We start from the raw sequence: 15300 nt of genomic DNA, 5'->3' as shown, positions 1-15300 counted from the left end.
ATTATAAATGAGAAGCAAAAGGAATATGATGATCTGTTTTGGAATGGCTTTAGTATTAATGACCATTGGAACAGCATCTGCAGATACAATCACGGTGAACAACAGCACTGGAAATGATGCAAATTATACATCAATACAGGCTGCTATAGATGATATAAATACACGGGATGGGGATACGATCCTTGTCTATCAGGGAACCTATACAGAGAACGTGACTGTGAACAAGGAACTGACAATCAATTCACAGTCTGGTAATCCGAGCGATACCATTGTCCAGATTATCGATCCAAACAATTACGTAATTTTAGTGAATGCAAACAACGTCAATATTAGCGGATTTACTGTGACAGGCTTAAATGATAACGTTGGGATACTTCTCAATGAAGCTAATGGATGTAATATTAGTGATAATAGCTTATCTAACAATTCTGATGGCATCAGGTTGGATTGGTCCAGCAACAATATCCTGAGCAGTAACACTGCAAGTTCGAACAACGACACCGGGATCGGTCTGTTGAATTCCAGCTACAACACTCTGAGTAATAACATTGCAAACTCGAACCTCGATGTGGGTATCTGGCTATCTTCTTCCGATAACAACACTCTGAGCAACAATACTGCAAACTCGAACATCGAAATGGGCATCGGTCTGTTGAACTCCGACATCAACACGTTGAGCAGTAACATTGTGTCGAATAACTCTGAAGGTATTGATTTTGAAATTTCCAGCGGCAACACGCTGAGCAGTAACAGTGTGTCGAATAACTCTGAAGGTATTAATTTTGAAATTTCCAGCGGCAACACGCTGAATGGTAACATTGTGTCATATAACCTCGATGATGGTATTTATCTTGGGAATTCCAACGACAACGAGCTGGTCAATAACATTGCAAACTGGAACGGTGACGAAAGCGACCTTGCCGCTCACTATGCAGGTATCAAGCTGGTACAGTCCATTAACAACACGCTGAGTAGTAACACTGCAAACTGGAACGACGACACAGGCATTGGTCTGTTGAATTCCAGCGGCAACACGCTGAACAGTAACATTTTGTCGTATAACCTCGATGATGGTATTTATTTAGAGAATTCCAGCTACAACGACCTGGTCAATAACACTGCGACCTGGAACACTTTTTACGGCATCAGAATACTACAGTCCAGCTACAACGACCTGGTCAATAACACTGCAAATTGGAACAGCCATGTAGGTATCAGTCTGCGACAGTCCAGCACTATAAACACGCTGAGCAATAATACTGCAAACTCGAACGCTGACATAGGTATCGGTCTGTTGAATTCTATTGACAACACGCTGAGCAGTAACATCGTGTCGAATAACTCTGATGGTATTTATTTTGAAAATTCCAACAACAGTCTCCTCTATAACAATTACTTCAACAATACAAATAACACTAGATACAGTGGCAACAATACCGGCAACATCTGGAACATCACCATGACTGCTGGAACAAACATTGTTGGAGGTCATCTCCTTGGTGGAAACTACTGGGTACATCCTGATGGAACAGGATTCAGTGTTAACCCAGTAGATATTAACAAGGATGGGATCTGCGATGAGCAATATAATCTTTCAGTAAATGAATCTGATCACCTGCCACTTACCATTGTCGTTGACACTCTCATGCCAGTGATCAGTATAACCTCACCGGCAGATGGATCATCCACAACGGCAAGTTCTGTTACTGTCTCAGGCCTTGTCAATGGAACCGGATCTCTGCCATTGGTTACAGTGAATGACATTAATGCAGAAACCACAATCATAGATTTCAACGGCACTTTCACGGCAACGGTACCTCTGGCCATAGGTGCTAACACCATTTATGCAAATGTTACCGATGCCGCTGGAAACACCAACACAACATCTGTGAATGTTACACGAACTTCTTCATCCTCCAGAGGTGGAAGCAGTGGTGGAAGTAGTGGAGGCGGTGGTGGAAGTGGAGCAACCGGCGAAGCTTTTGAGAACATCATGTTTAAAGAAGTGAAAACAGAGAACATCGTAGGTGGACTTGAAATTAGTTACAAATTCGATGCTGAGCAGAATGCAATTGAGAACATTAACTTCTCTGCACTGAGAAATTATGGAAGGATTTCAACAACGATCGAAGTTCTTAAGAACAAATCTGCAATGGTTAATAATAGTGCTCCGGGCATTGTCTATAGCAATCTTAACATCTGGGTTGGTATGTCAGGATTTGCTACTGAAGACAATATTGCTGATCCTGTAATAAGTTTCAGCGTAGCAAAAGACTGGTTGGTAGAGAATGGTATTGATGAGAATTCAATAGCATTATATCGACACAGTGAAGGCAAATGGAATGCCCTCAATACCATGAAGGTTGGAGAAGATGATTCATATCTCTACTTCGAGGCAAAAACTCCGGGATTCTCGCCATTTGCGATAGTCGGTTTTGCAGAAGAGGATGAAAGTGTATCCATACAAGATGGTACATCTCCCTCAGAGGATGATATATCTGAAGTAGGGGATGAAGATACACAAACAGAGTCCAATGGAATACCCTGGATCTCAACAGGATCATTGGTAATGATACTGGTTGGAGTTCATCTGCTAATGAGGAAGAGAAGTTAATACTTCACTTCCCCTTTTCTTTTTTATGAAGTTGTTTGGTCTTTTGATGGTAGAACAGAACTCCGCCATTCTTGTAGCGGATCTCTACAGATATTTGGCAGATATTTACCGGATGGGCTGCAGTTTTCCACAGCATTTTAGTGTAGCAGGACCTGAGGAGATTCCTATGAATAGTCCAGGGATCGTATGAATGATAAAATAGGAAGAAACGAATCGGGCGGATATTGTTTCCATACGATCGGTAAATGTGGCTTTATTAACGAGGAAAATGGTTGTATCTGTGGTGTTTGTCCCATGACCGAAAAACTGGGTATTAAGCACGGATACTATTGCATACGTGGTTTTGAAAAAGAACAGCTTGGGATGTAATGTTCATCCCTTTAAAAATCTTTTTTAGTTATGCTGCACGGTAATAAGTCCTGTTCTCAGACAAGATCTCAGTGATCTTCTGTTCCCCGACCAGCCCTTCAATTATCGGGGTGAGTTCCACCTTATTGATATCCAGTGACTGCACCACCTGCTCAAATGTGCAGGGCCTGCGAAGTATGAGGTCATAGACCTCGTCCACAATGTTCTCATGCTTTATGTTCGACCTCTTTCGTTTCAGTCCCTTAAGCACAAGTCTGACCCTCTCCATTCCAAGTTCCTCGTCGAACCTTTTTGCGATCTCCTTGAGCCTTGTTTCAGGAACAGGTACAGTAAAATCCTCTGCCGGAGGTCGGCTGGTGGTCAGCACTTCGATCTCATCCGGATCGATGTACTTGAGGACTTCAGCCAGCTTAGTGACCTCCTCATCGCTTGAATTAGTAGGATAGCCGTTGTTCGAATCAAGCAGCATGACCTCTATGGCGACCTTCGGACCTTTCATTTTCTGCAGTTCCCGAAGTCCTTTGATTATATCCTGAAGTTCGATCCCGGGTGCAGGTCTGTTGATGGCCTGAAATGTATCTTCATTTCCTGACACCAGTGTAGCAACCACAAGATCTGCTTTTGAAAGGTTTTCTCTGACATCCTCCCTGCTCACGAGGGATGAGTTGGTGATCACACAAATGGGAACATCGCTGATCTTTCTTATCTGTCCGATCATGTTACCCAGTTCCAGGTTCAGTGTTGGTTCACATGTTCCTGAAAATGTTATGTAATCAAGATCATCCACTTTCTTGTGGTAGTTGGTGATGCCATCGATCACTTCTTCAGTTGTTACAGGATCTGCAACTTCCGTTGGGTTTGATATCTTCCAGTCCACATGCCCAAGTTGACAGTAGACACAATCGAAATTGCAGTTCTTCCTGAACTCGCCCTTTTTGATAATATCAATTCCAAGTGACCTTCCAAGTCTTCTTGAAAGAATTGGTCCGTAGATGATCCTTGACTTCATTTTGATCACATTTGTTGATGGCATTCTGTTTTTTTAATATGATTCTGCAGTTTACTTGTCTGCCTGATCATTTCCTGACCATAGGTTTCCCGCATTCCGGACAGGTCATCTGGGCACAGGGAACTCCTGGCTGGTGAGCTTGTTCATAACCACAGCTCGTACACTTGCATTCTCCACCGGGCCCGGCAGTTCCTGCTCCTTTACCTCCGCGGAATCCTCTCTGTCCTCTACCCTGACCCTGACCCTGGCTCTGTCCTCCAGCTGGTCCCTGACCCATCGGTCCTGTTCCGTCCTTTCCTGGCATTGTATAGTCTCCTCCTTCTACTCGAATTGATTTTCCATTTACAAGAGCATCTGCGATCTTCTGCAGTGTTCTCTGGAGCGTCCTTTGAAAGGTAGACTGGTGTATTTCCATCGTCTGAGCTGCATTTTCCTGTTTCATCTTTTCAAGATAGCTCAGCCTGAGGGTTTCCAGTTCATCAATAGTTATGTTGACCTCTTCCAGATCTTTCAGGCAAGTGCCTGATGGTTTGAAATGCCTTACATTGTGGTCGAAATTAACCATTCTTCTTTTTCTAGGGCGTCCCATAGTTATGCATTATAATGCATAATATACATAAAGGTTTTGATTTTATTCTATGGGTGTATTGGTTAATGGGAGTGAGTCGGGAGGTTCAAATATTATCCTTCTCACAGCAAGTCGGGGATATAGGTAACTCTAAAAAAGTGTACGCTATTTTTTATGTCAATCTTATACCAGAAACCTTTAGAAAAATTTATTTACGTATAAATTAATTATTTGCGATTGGTGGGAGGAAACAATATGCTTAAATTTCGTACAATTGGACAACTTTTAAATTTGTATATTTTGCCTGAAATTGAAAAACGAATTGATGAAGGTACTATTGAAGAAAATGAATTACCCTTTAATGTTTTTCAATTTAGAATAATTCTAAAGAAGATATCTGAAGATAAAGTATCTCCAATTGTTGAAATTAACGAAGAAGTCAACGTCGTAGTTAATGTAACAGCTAAAAGAAAAACCATTCCAGGTGAAATTGTAACTTTAAATGATATTGATCCTGATCAAAGTTATATTGTTCCACCTGTTTATGATGGAAAGCCAGCAGCATATTTTTTATGTCAATCTTCATTCTTTGATTATTTTTTGACATTTGACTGTCGTCCAAACTTTCCAGATATCACAGAAGATTTTCAAGAAATGAAAAATGCCTATCCCATACTAGATTTTATTAACAATATAAAATTATATAAGGATATAAAACCAATTGAAAAAATAGAAAATCTCTCTAAAAATAACTGGCCTCCTGCACCGGGATATTATCCACATGTTTTATTAGAATTACATAAAGACTCATGTGTAATTGATAATCCCGAGCTTCTTGAAATTGTTTCTGATGCTTACGGAACGTCTTATTGGGAAAGACGATTTGCTTTTTGGGAAGAAACTAATTTTTTTCCAGAAAGGCTACTTTATATAAAAAAAGCTGTGGATGCCCATTTTTCTAAGGATTACATTGCCTCAATCTATGTTCTTGTTCCCCAATTTGAAGGAATAATTGTAGATTACTTAAGTGAATGTAATCAAAGAACTGGTGGTACTTTTAAAGACAAGATTGAAACCTTTAAAGAGTTGATTTTCTCAAGAAAAATCTTGATGTTTCCTAAACAGGTTTTTGATACGGCATTTGAGTATCTTAACACGGGTTCATTCTGGGAAAACTCCTATAAAATAAAAAATCCTTCAACTACCATAAATCGTCATGGCATAGCACATGGAAACTTTAAAGGATTTGAATGCGAAGAGATTTCGTTAAAGTACTTAATTTTGCTCGATTTGTTATCATATATCATTCTTCACGATAAAATGCTTAGAGAAAAAATATAAAGTTTATTTCACAAAATCCCATATTTTCACTAAAAAATGAGTATCAAAAGACTTGTTATAATATCTTCCTCATCTCCTTCGTATTCAGGTTAAACTCCCTTTCCCTTCCCCTCTTTTTTAATTTACTCAATGTACTCCTGTACTTAATCCCAATCTTCCTAGCTTCAGCAGGAGTAAGCTCCAGAACAAATTCCCTCAGCTTTTCAATATCATGATACATCTCAACATGGTTGCTTTCCAATTCCTGTTCATCAATATTGTTAGCTTCTTTCCCAATATAAACCACAGAATCAGCACAAACATGCTTTCTTTCAAGAATCTCAATCTCTTGTTGCTAACCAGCACAACTAAAAAAGAAACCGGATGGCCAAAGAACCACCCAGCATTAATTCACAAAAATCCTTAGTACCCGAGTGCCATCCGGATCAGCACTATCAGTCCGACCAGCAGGTTGAGCACGACCAATCCGCCGATCACCATGGCACCCAGCTTGATCTTTCCGGTATCCATGTCCATGAAGGACAGGGCGTTCTGGACGGAATCCATTGTGTTATTTGCTTTTGAAAGGGTCTCCTGGGATTCGGTCAGGTTCGCGTTCAGGTTGTCAAGGAGCTGGTCTATGCGTGGTTGTTCTTCTGTCCTGACGTTCTCCAGCACTCCGTGAAGCTCATCCAGTGTCTTTGGGATTATTCCGGGCTCTTCCACCCACTTATTTGATAGGAGTTCGTACTTCCTTTCAAGCTTCAGGGACTGCCTGTAGTAGAAGGTCTTCTGGGCTTTTAGTAAATCATAGTTTCTCTGGTAGCCATCGAATTTTGTGCTTAAGGATGCAGATATCCTGGCACCGTGTGGCTGCATTGTGAGCATTGAGTATTTAGGACCCTTCACAACAGCCCTTTTCATGCTTGAAATAGCTTCCATGCTGGGTTTTGCTGTTTCGGGGGTGTAAGCGGCTGATGCTGAACGCATTTCGCGGTCTTCAACGGCCATGTCCCTTGAGATCTCCCTGTCAATGTCCGTTCCGGTGATGCTTTCTGCTCTCTTGATGAAATGATTATCAGTTATCTTTTCATGCCTGATCGCGGTCCCCGCTCTTTCGATCTCGGCTCGGTGTGGTTCTTCCTTTTCGATGAGATCCTCGTCAGTTATTCTTTCATGCCTGATATCCAAATCTGCTCTTATGATATCGGTTCGATCTTCTTCCCTGACAATATCGTCCTTGTGGGGTCTTTCTGCCACGATGTCTCCGATATTTCCTACATTTCCGACATGGGTCCCTTCATGTACAATATCCCCTGCATTGATGTGTGCTCCGGCGATACCAATGGACCCCATGTTTATATCGAACTTCTTCTCAGGGAACTTTTCGATGACATTTGCAAGCTGGGCAGTGACTGTGTCCTTCCTCGTGATCAGGCCCTGATAATACAGCTTGTCCTTCTGGAGCATTTCCAGGTGAGCCTGTATGCCGGGACTGAGATCGGCTATTGAAACCGGGACCTTCTTTTTCGTAATGAAAAGCTTCTTGACCTCCTGAAGCACTTCCTCACTGATTTCCAGGTTATCATCAAGGGAGTCCAGTATGTCCTCGATCATTGGCTGCTCAATGGTATTGAACCGCTCAAGTGATTCTTTGGCATTGTAGATAGTATTTGAAAGGACGCCCGGCTCCTGATAGAATATGTCATGGATCTCTTTCCTGACAGTTGCAAGCCTTGCCATTATCTGGAATTTCTCCAGGACATCCTGAATATCATTGATCATGTCCCAGAAATCAACGCTGAAATCGTTTACGTCTTCGACTCCCATTTCAGAAAGTTTGTTCAAAAGGCGTGTCTCTTCCTGCCTAAGTCCATTCAACCTGTCCTTTTCCTCATCCCAAAGATCCTCTTCATCCCTTGGGGTCATTCTTGTTATTACCAGCAGTTCTTCTGCTTCCTGAAGTGTTGATTCAAGCTGTTCGCCCACAGCTTCGATCGTCGAACCAATTACAGCGATTGCCAGTCCTGCCTTTTCGGCTGCATCTCCGGCAGACTCCGAAGAATCGTATATAGATTTTCCAATAGTGTACAGGCCGCCTGTGCAAACACCCGCAGTAATATCAAAAGCTTTTCCCCAATCCATAATATTTTCCTCCTGTTCTATGATATATCTACAGAATACGATACAAATCTTCTGTAGAACTACAAATTGAAACGATAAATTACAGCATATATAAGTACCCTGTTTTCCTCCCTGTAAATAGGGATAATAATCTTTAAATTTATATTTTTATTAACATATAAACATGGTGACTGTTAGTATAAATTTCAACAAATGCTTTCAAAAAGATGATGGGGAGGCATTTCCCCTGCTTAAACAATCTGTATGCCTGCTTTTCCAGACTTCAATCCCTGATCTTTTCCATCAGCCACGCCATGTTCTTACCAAGGGTTTCCATGGTCTGCATGCCTTCTCCGTCTGACTCAACATCTCCCGGCGTGAGTCCTATTCCTACGTTCCAGTAACTTGAACCCGGAATAATCATTTCAGAGATCGTGAAGAAATGGTTGATGGAATCAAAAGCATGGATTCCCCCTGCTCTCCTTACAGCCACTACAGCTGCTCCGACCTTGCGTTTGAAAAGCTCTCCATTTGCTTTACCAACAAATCCGGCTCTTTCGACCAGGGCTTTTGTTTCTGCACTCAGGTCTGCAAAATATGTAGGTGTTGCAATGATGATGCCATCGGCTTCGATCATCTTTTCAATACATTCATTGATAATATCATTCTCAATGACACAACGCTTGTCCTTTTTATCAAAACATTTCATGCAGGCGGTACAGCCACGAATAGCACTACCACCAAGCTGGATCATTTCAGTCTCAATTCCTTCCTTCTCAAGTTCTTCCAGTACATGTCCGATAAGGCGTGATGTATTCCCTTCTTTTCTGGGACTTCCATTGAATGCAACAACTTTCATGATTATCCTCCACTTTTCTGAATGAATGGAATTTACAATATGGTAAGAAAATATTGATATTAAATAGGATCAATAAAAAAAGGAAAAGTAAGTGATTTTACTATAGATCTACTATCAGTAGATTGATAATTTAATTTTTTGCCTTCCTCATAGATTTCATTTTTTCAAGCTCAGATTCAAGTTCCTGGATCTTCATCTCATCGATCTTATCTGAAAGATTTTCCAGTTCCTTATCAGCCATCTGGATAGTGCCGTGGAGCTTTTCAATGATATTCTTCTCCAGATTAAGCCTCTGCTTCTTCGTTTCACTCACAAGGTCTTCAACAAGGATCTTTCCTTCTTCTTTGCTCATTGCACCCTGTTCGATCTTTTCCTTAACGCACTCCTTGATCCTGTCTTCAGATAATGCTGCCAGTCCTGCACCGATCAAAGCTGTTGCCCCTAATAGACCTACTTTCTTCATCTTGTCCATATATTTTCACTCCCATTGTTATTTATGAAAAATTTAATCTCATTCAATATTTTATTGGAACTAATTATTAAATTTGCTTGCAGGGTGCAATATGTTGGTAATAACGCATATGATGGCCACGATCGCTCTGCCAGACACTGATCTCTGCATCATGTTCATTTGTTAATTTAAGTATAAATATGAACATCAGTACTGTATTGATACAGAAAATCTGCAATACTCCAAATTGTATTTCCCCGCTAAAAAAAGGTGTGTAATTTAATATATATCTATTGGAAGATTCCAAGACAGATATGTTGGGGTGAGAAAGTTATTGACCGATTTTGTACCCATCAAAACAGCAAAATTAGAAGTAACCACATAATTAGAAAATGAAGCATTGAAATAAGTTTCAATGCCTTGGGATATGAAGAGATATTATGTCAATTCTCTCTTCAGTATCTTATGTGCAATATTTAGCTTCTTGAATTTCTCAGTGTCTCCGGTTGGCATATCCGGGTGCAACTCTTTTGCCATCAACTTATATTTTTTATTAATGACCTCAAAATCGCTCTCATCATGGTCACATTCAAAAAATTCCCGCGCCTCTTTGCGCTTATCATAAACATCGGAATCCTCTTTGAACTCTAATATAAAATCGGATAATGTGATGTCCCCGGAAATGACACGATTTGCTTCGATCTCGATTACCTTGAATAACATATGAAGATTTTCTACGTATCTACTTTGGAGATTATGGCTGTAGTGCATTCGATGGTCCGATAGGTACCAGGTTGCAGAAGCTTTAGCCTTTTTCATCGCGACACGTTCGAGAGGAATATCAACATCATTTTCGTTAATACCGATCTTTCTTAATACAGTAATAATATTATTCTTAAATTGCATAGCTCTTCGATTGCCAGCACTCTTTATTATGATGGGATCGATCTCGTGTCCTTTTATTTTTACCATTTAGTTCACTCATTTTCGTTTTTGAAGAATTCACTAGTACTATCCTCCTTTATATAATCATATGCATGTTGCTTTTCTTAAATGGTCATGGAATCAACATGGATACTGATGGTTACAAACTCCACATCAAAGATGTTAGATTCTCAGCAATTGATTATCCTCAGGAGTATGTGTTCTCTCATTGACGGATGCAACATTTCCAACAAGCATGGAACTTAAATTGTTCTATCTGCTTTTCAAATGGATTCCCTTAATTCATCTCCTCATGATAGAATCATGCGATCAGTTTGATCGTCAGAAACTAAAATAAAACCTCAGATTCACAAGATTTTAATAATTGTATCGCTTATATTTAAAGGGTAACTAGGCTTCCGGAATAATTGGAACAATATTGGGGAGCTATACTCTGATAAATGTGAACAGGAGGTGAAAGTGATGGTAAAATGTGGAATTTGTGGGGGAGAAGCACCAAGACAGCCAAGTGTTACAGATGAAGGAAAATGTGATCTTTGCGGTAAGAAGCTAGAACTTGCTAAAGAGGAAAAGGAGAAAAAGTAATTACTATACTCCTGCGGAAATTTTGAAAATTATTACTATGTGGGGTTACTTGTCCAGAAGGCAACTTCCACATTTTTGCTCTTGCCTTTGCGATGTTGAGCACTTCTGTTTAAAACTACTATAAGACGTTCTCTTCCTGAAAGTACCAATGTTAAAACAAAGTTTGCTCAATACCATTCTCATGAAGACAGGATGCAGGGTAAAACTTGTCAAGATCACTATGTCCAAAAAAAGATTTGGTGCGAGAGAAGGGATTCGAACCCTTGTACTCCTACGAGACTAGGCTCTGAACCTAGCGCCTTTGGCCTGGCTGGGCAACCCTCGCAACGCGGTTAGCCAATAGTAGTGTTTTTCATTATTAAGCGTTGTGGTTATGGGGACCTGTTGGCTTAATTTGATTGTCTGGAACAGCGATAGAATATGAACAACTGCTCTTTTCTTTATTATCTGGAGAAATAGGCCTTTGATGTTGGAAAAATAAGAAAAAAGGTGGGTGTAAGGTGTTACATCCATTTTTAGTCTGTTTCAAGAGCTACAAGAGAAAGGCCTAATTTTTTTTCCAGCTCTTTTACTTCTTTGACAGCGTCATCGGCGAGAGCTGCATATTTGATATCCTCATCAGAAAAAGCAATGAGGGTTACGCCCAACTTTCCTTCTGCAGCGCTAATTGCATCCATATTTTCTTTACTTAATTTTGAGAATGTCCACATATCTATCACCATTCACTATATATTGCCTTTCTTACTAATAATTATTTCCCTCATTTTAGACAGTTATCGTTGTTAACAATATTATTATATGTTAAAAAGATTACAAGTAACAGTTTTATATGTCAAAAAAGAAGTAATGGGGCCTTATCAAAAGAAGTTTGGAGGTTGTCTTGAGTGCCCCGGTCTTCGAAAGAGTCAACAAAGGAGTCGATCAAGAGAAGAAGAAACAGGAACTCTTGATCTAATTTATAGATTGTTGTCGTTAATATATAGTATAATCCACTTCTAATCGGCTACCGATGCGTAAAATGGAATGCGGTCTCAAAATGGACAACGGCTTTAAAATTGTACAAAGCCTTTTGAATGGCCTGAAAAAAAGAAGGTGGATGGCATATTATGCCATCAGTTTAAGGATAAGGGCCTTCTGTGCGTGCAGGCGGTTCTCTGCCTGGTCAAATACCACGGAATGTGGTCCTTCCATGACATCTGCTGAGATCTCCTCGCCTCTATGTGCAGGAAGACAGTGCATTACGATCACATTGTGTTTTGAGAGGCCAACCAGTTTGGAATTGATCTGATAGTCTGCAAGGTCGCTTAGCCTTTTTTCCCTCTCTTCCTCATCGCCCATGGATACCCATACATCGGTATACAACACATCTGCATCCCTTGCAGCTTCCTGTGGATCGTTCGTGACGTTGATATGCCCACCCAGTTCCCTGCCCTTTGCTACGATATCTGCATTTGGTTCATATCCTTCAGGGCATGCAACAGCGATCTCCATGCCAACGAGAGCACAGCCGAGTATAAGTGAATTACATACGTTGTTACCGTCACCTATCCATGCGAACTTCAATCCTTTAAGGCTGTTCTTGTATTCGCGGATGGTAAGGAAATCTGCCAGGATCTGGCATGGGTGCTCAAGGTCGGAAAGTGCATTAATGACCGGCACCTGTGAATGTTCAGCCAGTTCCTCTACGGTCTTATGGCTGTTCACCCTTGCAGTAATTCCGGCAACATAGCGGGAAAGCACCTGGGCAGTGTCTGAAACAGTTTCACCGCGTCCGATCTGTATATCCCTTGAATTAAGGTAAATTGAGTGTCCGCCAAGATCGCTCATGGCAACCTCGAATGAAACCCTTGTTCTTGTGGATGACTTTTCGAATATCATCGCAAGGCTTTTGTTCTTAAGCAGGTCTGTGACCTTTCCGCGTACCCTCTTCTCCTTGAGGTCTTCTGCCATATCAAGGATCTCGATGATCTCATCGGATGTCAGGTCGGTCATTGATAGTAAATGTTTCATGTTATCAACTCAGGTTTGAGAATTAACCACGGATCTCTTCCATGTGGTCTATTCTTCTCTGGATAAGCTCAGGCTTTCCAATATCACTTCTGAAATGGAGGTCTCCAATAATGTTCTCAAGTGCGTTCTGGGCGATCTTCTCAGCTTCATCGATGGTATTCTCGATACCAACAACAGCTACAGCCCTTGAACCGGTAGTATAGACCTTTCCGTCTTTCTCATATACGCTTGAATAGAATAATAGCGCATCGCCAATATCGCCAACGATGACTTCCTTGTCCTTTGTAGGTTCGTCAGGATAGCCTGCAGGTACTGCATACTTGCAAACGGTTGCCTTGTGAGCGAACTTCACATCCAGCTCATCAAGTGTTCCATTGGCAACTGCGGACATGACATCAACCATGTCGGTATCAAGCAGTGGAAGTACGTTCATTGCTTCAGGGTCACCAAATCTTGCATTGAACTCGATGACTTTTGCTCCGTCCTTTGTAAGGATGAACTGCCCGTAAAGGATTCCCTTGAATGGTGTGCCTGTTGCTTCATGGAGAGCTTTCACGGTTGCCTTCATGATCTCCCTTGCAGGTTCGATGTCATCGACGTTCATGAAAGGAAGAAGCTCGTCGGAGCTGGAATATGATCCCATTCCACCGGTGTTTGGTCCGAGGTCGTTCTCAAAGGCACGCTTGTGGTCCTGCACGCATGGTGTGAATGCAAGGTTCTTTCCATCGACAAATGCCTGTAACGTGAACTCCTCACCGATCAGGTTCTCTTCAACAACGACATTGTCACCATCGAGTAATGATCTTGAATATTCAAAAGCAGCCTTTGTGTCAGGTAACTGGTCACCCATGACCTTGACCCCCTTTCCGCCTGTAAGTCCTGCTGGTTTGATGGCAACATTGCCCAATTCCTCAATGTAGTCCTCAAGTCCTTCTTCACTGGAGAACACCTTGAATGCAGGACAGCCATCGATGTTGTTGTCCTTCATGAAATTGCGTGCCCATGCCTTGTCGAACTCGATGCGTGCGACATCTTTCCTTGGACCGACCGCTCCGATCCCTGCATCCTCAAGGGCATCGGCAAGACCGGCTGCAAGAGGTGCTTCCGGTCCGATAAAAGCGACTTCTATGTTCTTTGATATTGCGTACTCGACTACCTTTTCAACTTCTGTCTCTTTAACCAGAAGGACATCTTCACACAAGCCGGCAATTCCCGGATTCTTCTTTGCCATAACTGAGAAAATAGTGGGTTTGCGTTCACTTCTTGCAACAGCATCTGCAATAGCATTTTCTCTGCCGCCGCCACCAACGATTAGAACATTCATCTGTATAACCTCATTTGATCAAAAAATGTATTGATGTTAATAATAAATTTATTTTATTATATTATTAAAAAATAACGTTGATCTGTTTATTTAGATATGTTAAGGGAGCTAGTTTTCTTTGTATTAAATAAATAGTTTCCGACATGGTTGCTTTGTTAATGCAGATATTTTGTCGTTTTTAGCTGACATTCATGTTTCATTACAAAAAAAGAATGATTTGCAGTACATTTTTATTAAATGATGTCCAATAGCTTTCCAATTAGTTCCGGACTGGACACAAAATGGTTTCCCGCAAAACACTGGTCATAGGTATTCTGGTTGCATTGTTGATCTTACTGTTCCCTTTCTGGTTCACTTTTTTTATCGCAGGTTCTCCTACTCCTCTATTTACAGTATACAATTCCGATCCGATTTCACATACAGTAGGTGTTGATATCGTCGGACCTGATAACAAATCGATCTTTAATGATTCCAGGACCTTAGGTCCGGGTGAGCACTGGTCACATAAAAAACCGCTATGGATGGTGCCCAGGTCGTTTTTTGCTTGGGCGGAGGACAAATACACGGTCTATGCTACGTTGGATAACAATACCACCAAAAATATGACAATAAATTATCATCTATGGAACGATCCTGGCATACATATCTATAATGGCAATATGAGCATAGGAGAGATAACGGTCTGATATTAAAAAATTATAAAAACGAATCCGATCATAGATTCAACAAAAAAAGATCCAGAGGTCTTCTTAAATTCAAGACTGACCTCTACCAGATGATTTCTTCACTCTTTCAGTTTCACAACGAGGAAACGGAAAAGGCTGTCACTTTCATTTCTCAGCAAGTGGGGAATGGCTTTAGGGCTTTCGATGAGCATGTCCTTTGAAACAGTCTCTTCCTCATCTCCGATCACAACAATGCCGGTTCCTTCGAGAACGTAGAAGAACACGTTCATTGGTGTCTTGTGTAACTTAAGTGACTCTCCGGGTTTAAGTTCAAGGTGTACGACCTGTACTTGCTCTGTGTCGAAAAGTCCTTTTGCAAGTACATTGTGAGGGTTCTCTTTCTCAGGTGCTTTATCTAATTCTATGATCTTCATGGTTTTCTCGTCTCCATTGATGA

General features: G+C 41.1%; 16 protein-coding genes and 1 tRNA gene. 5 read left to right on the top strand and 12 right to left on the bottom strand.

Features of this window, described 5'->3' with window-relative positions; translation table 11 throughout:
• Positions 1 to 58 precede the first annotated feature (58 nt).
• Both E7X57_RS10095 and E7X57_RS10090 read left to right on the top strand, forming a co-directional pair.
• Complete coding sequence (locus tag E7X57_RS10095; protein WP_167880978.1) at positions 59 to 2614, top strand: NosD domain-containing protein; 2556 nt, start codon at positions 59 to 61, stop codon at positions 2612 to 2614.
• 186 nt (positions 2615 to 2800) lie between these two features.
• Positions 2801 to 2983 carry a DUF2769 domain-containing protein gene (locus tag E7X57_RS10090; RefSeq protein WP_135612842.1) on the top strand — a complete coding sequence of 61 codons (183 nt, stop codon included), beginning with the start codon at positions 2801 to 2803 and terminating at the stop codon, positions 2981 to 2983.
• A 28-nt stretch (positions 2984 to 3011) separates the two neighbouring features.
• On the opposite strand, the gene E7X57_RS10085 is transcribed toward E7X57_RS10090, so the two are convergent.
• Both E7X57_RS10085 and E7X57_RS10080 read right to left on the bottom strand, forming a co-directional pair.
• Entirely contained in the window at positions 3012 to 3992 is a 981-nt protein-coding gene (locus E7X57_RS10085; protein ID WP_135612841.1) for a radical SAM protein, read from the bottom strand.
• A gap of 67 nt (positions 3993 to 4059) precedes the next feature.
• Positions 4060 to 4581, bottom strand: coding sequence for a DUF134 domain-containing protein (locus E7X57_RS10080; RefSeq protein ID WP_135612840.1), 522 nt, complete (start codon positions 4579 to 4581; stop codon positions 4060 to 4062).
• 219 nt (positions 4582 to 4800) lie between these two features.
• Here E7X57_RS10080 and E7X57_RS10075 point away from each other — a divergent pair, with 219 nt between their 5' ends.
• Complete coding sequence (locus E7X57_RS10075) at positions 4801 to 5901, top strand: hypothetical protein (RefSeq protein ID WP_135612839.1); 1101 nt, start codon at positions 4801 to 4803, stop codon at positions 5899 to 5901.
• A gap of 55 nt (positions 5902 to 5956) precedes the next feature.
• On the opposite strand, the gene E7X57_RS10070 is transcribed toward E7X57_RS10075, so the two are convergent.
• From E7X57_RS10070 to E7X57_RS10050, 5 genes are all read right to left on the bottom strand, one after another.
• Entirely contained in the window at positions 5957 to 6187 is a 231-nt protein-coding gene (locus tag E7X57_RS10070) for a hypothetical protein (RefSeq protein ID WP_135612838.1), read from the bottom strand.
• Positions 6188 to 6303: 116 nt separating this feature from the next.
• On the bottom strand, positions 6304 to 8025 hold the full coding sequence (locus E7X57_RS10065; RefSeq protein WP_135612837.1) for a hypothetical protein: 1722 nt from the start codon (positions 8023 to 8025) through the stop codon (positions 6304 to 6306).
• Positions 8026 to 8287: 262 nt separating this feature from the next.
• Entirely contained in the window at positions 8288 to 8863 is a 576-nt protein-coding gene (locus tag E7X57_RS10060; protein ID WP_135612836.1) for a flavodoxin family protein, read from the bottom strand.
• A gap of 130 nt (positions 8864 to 8993) precedes the next feature.
• A complete protein-coding gene (locus tag E7X57_RS10055; protein ID WP_135612835.1) occupies positions 8994 to 9335 on the bottom strand; it encodes a hypothetical protein in 342 nt (113 codons plus the stop codon).
• Positions 9336 to 9752: 417 nt separating this feature from the next.
• Positions 9753 to 10286: a J domain-containing protein gene (locus E7X57_RS10050; RefSeq protein ID WP_135612834.1), complete on the bottom strand. Its 534-nt coding sequence runs from the start codon at positions 10284 to 10286 to the stop codon at positions 9753 to 9755.
• A 435-nt stretch (positions 10287 to 10721) separates the two neighbouring features.
• On the opposite strand from E7X57_RS10050, the gene E7X57_RS12895 reads away from it, so the two are divergent.
• Complete coding sequence (locus E7X57_RS12895; RefSeq protein WP_256369419.1) at positions 10722 to 10844, top strand: hypothetical protein; 123 nt, start codon at positions 10722 to 10724, stop codon at positions 10842 to 10844.
• A 237-nt stretch (positions 10845 to 11081) separates the two neighbouring features.
• Here the strand turns inward: E7X57_RS12895 and E7X57_RS10045 are convergent.
• The 4 genes from E7X57_RS10045 to purD form a co-directional block, all read right to left on the bottom strand.
• Positions 11082 to 11169, bottom strand: a tRNA-Leu gene (locus tag E7X57_RS10045).
• Between the two features lie 190 nt (positions 11170 to 11359).
• Positions 11360 to 11566: a hypothetical protein gene (locus E7X57_RS10040; protein ID WP_244603674.1), complete on the bottom strand. Its 207-nt coding sequence runs from the start codon at positions 11564 to 11566 to the stop codon at positions 11360 to 11362.
• Between the two features lie 382 nt (positions 11567 to 11948).
• Positions 11949 to 12854, bottom strand: a complete 906-nt coding sequence (argF, locus tag E7X57_RS10035) for an ornithine carbamoyltransferase (RefSeq protein ID WP_135612833.1) — start codon at positions 12852 to 12854, stop codon at positions 11949 to 11951.
• A gap of 22 nt (positions 12855 to 12876) precedes the next feature.
• Complete coding sequence (gene purD, locus E7X57_RS10030; protein WP_135612832.1) at positions 12877 to 14178, bottom strand: phosphoribosylamine--glycine ligase; 1302 nt, start codon at positions 14176 to 14178, stop codon at positions 12877 to 12879.
• A gap of 281 nt (positions 14179 to 14459) precedes the next feature.
• Here purD and E7X57_RS10025 point away from each other — a divergent pair, with 281 nt between their 5' ends.
• Positions 14460 to 14864 carry a hypothetical protein gene (locus tag E7X57_RS10025; protein ID WP_135612831.1) on the top strand — a complete coding sequence of 135 codons (405 nt, stop codon included), beginning with the start codon at positions 14460 to 14462 and terminating at the stop codon, positions 14862 to 14864.
• Between the two features lie 98 nt (positions 14865 to 14962).
• Here E7X57_RS10025 and E7X57_RS10020 read toward each other — a convergent pair whose 3' ends face one another.
• Positions 14963 to 15277: a cupin domain-containing protein gene (locus tag E7X57_RS10020; protein WP_135612830.1), complete on the bottom strand. Its 315-nt coding sequence runs from the start codon at positions 15275 to 15277 to the stop codon at positions 14963 to 14965.
• Positions 15278 to 15300: the final 23 nt, after the last annotated feature.

It is taken from the genome of Methanococcoides sp. AM1, assembly GCF_900774055.1.
Lineage (GTDB): Archaea > Halobacteriota > Methanosarcinia > Methanosarcinales > Methanosarcinaceae > Methanococcoides.
The sequence above is the reverse complement of the archived record's forward strand: the minus strand, read 5'-3'. Positions and strand labels throughout refer to the sequence as shown.

Coding starts and splice junctions, on each gene's coding strand:
- E7X57_RS10090 (WP_135612842.1), top strand. CDS start 2,801: ATGAATGATAAAATAGGAAGAAACGAATCGGGCGGATATTGTTTCCAT.
- E7X57_RS10050 (WP_135612834.1), bottom strand. CDS start 10,286: ATGGTAAAAATAAAAGGACACGAGATCGATCCCATCATAATAAAGAGT.
- purD (WP_135612832.1), bottom strand. CDS start 14,178: ATGAATGTTCTAATCGTTGGTGGCGGCGGCAGAGAAAATGCTATTGCA.
- argF (WP_135612833.1), bottom strand. CDS start 12,854: ATGAAACATTTACTATCAATGACCGACCTGACATCCGATGAGATCATC.
- E7X57_RS10040 (WP_244603674.1), bottom strand. CDS start 11,566: ATGGTGATAGATATGTGGACATTCTCAAAATTAAGTAAAGAAAATATG.
- E7X57_RS10025 (WP_135612831.1), top strand. CDS start 14,460: ATGGTTTCCCGCAAAACACTGGTCATAGGTATTCTGGTTGCATTGTTG.
- E7X57_RS10065 (WP_135612837.1), bottom strand. CDS start 8,025: ATGGATTGGGGAAAAGCTTTTGATATTACTGCGGGTGTTTGCACAGGC.
- E7X57_RS10020 (WP_135612830.1), bottom strand. CDS start 15,277: ATGAAGATCATAGAATTAGATAAAGCACCTGAGAAAGAGAACCCTCAC.
- E7X57_RS10060 (WP_135612836.1), bottom strand. CDS start 8,863: ATGAAAGTTGTTGCATTCAATGGAAGTCCCAGAAAAGAAGGGAATACA.
- E7X57_RS10080 (WP_135612840.1), bottom strand. CDS start 4,581: ATGGGACGCCCTAGAAAAAGAAGAATGGTTAATTTCGACCACAATGTA.
- E7X57_RS10085 (WP_135612841.1), bottom strand. CDS start 3,992: ATGAAGTCAAGGATCATCTACGGACCAATTCTTTCAAGAAGACTTGGA.
- E7X57_RS10055 (WP_135612835.1), bottom strand. CDS start 9,335: ATGGACAAGATGAAGAAAGTAGGTCTATTAGGGGCAACAGCTTTGATC.
- E7X57_RS10095 (WP_167880978.1), top strand. CDS start 59: ATGACCATTGGAACAGCATCTGCAGATACAATCACGGTGAACAACAGC.
- E7X57_RS12895 (WP_256369419.1), top strand. CDS start 10,722: ATGGTAAAATGTGGAATTTGTGGGGGAGAAGCACCAAGACAGCCAAGT.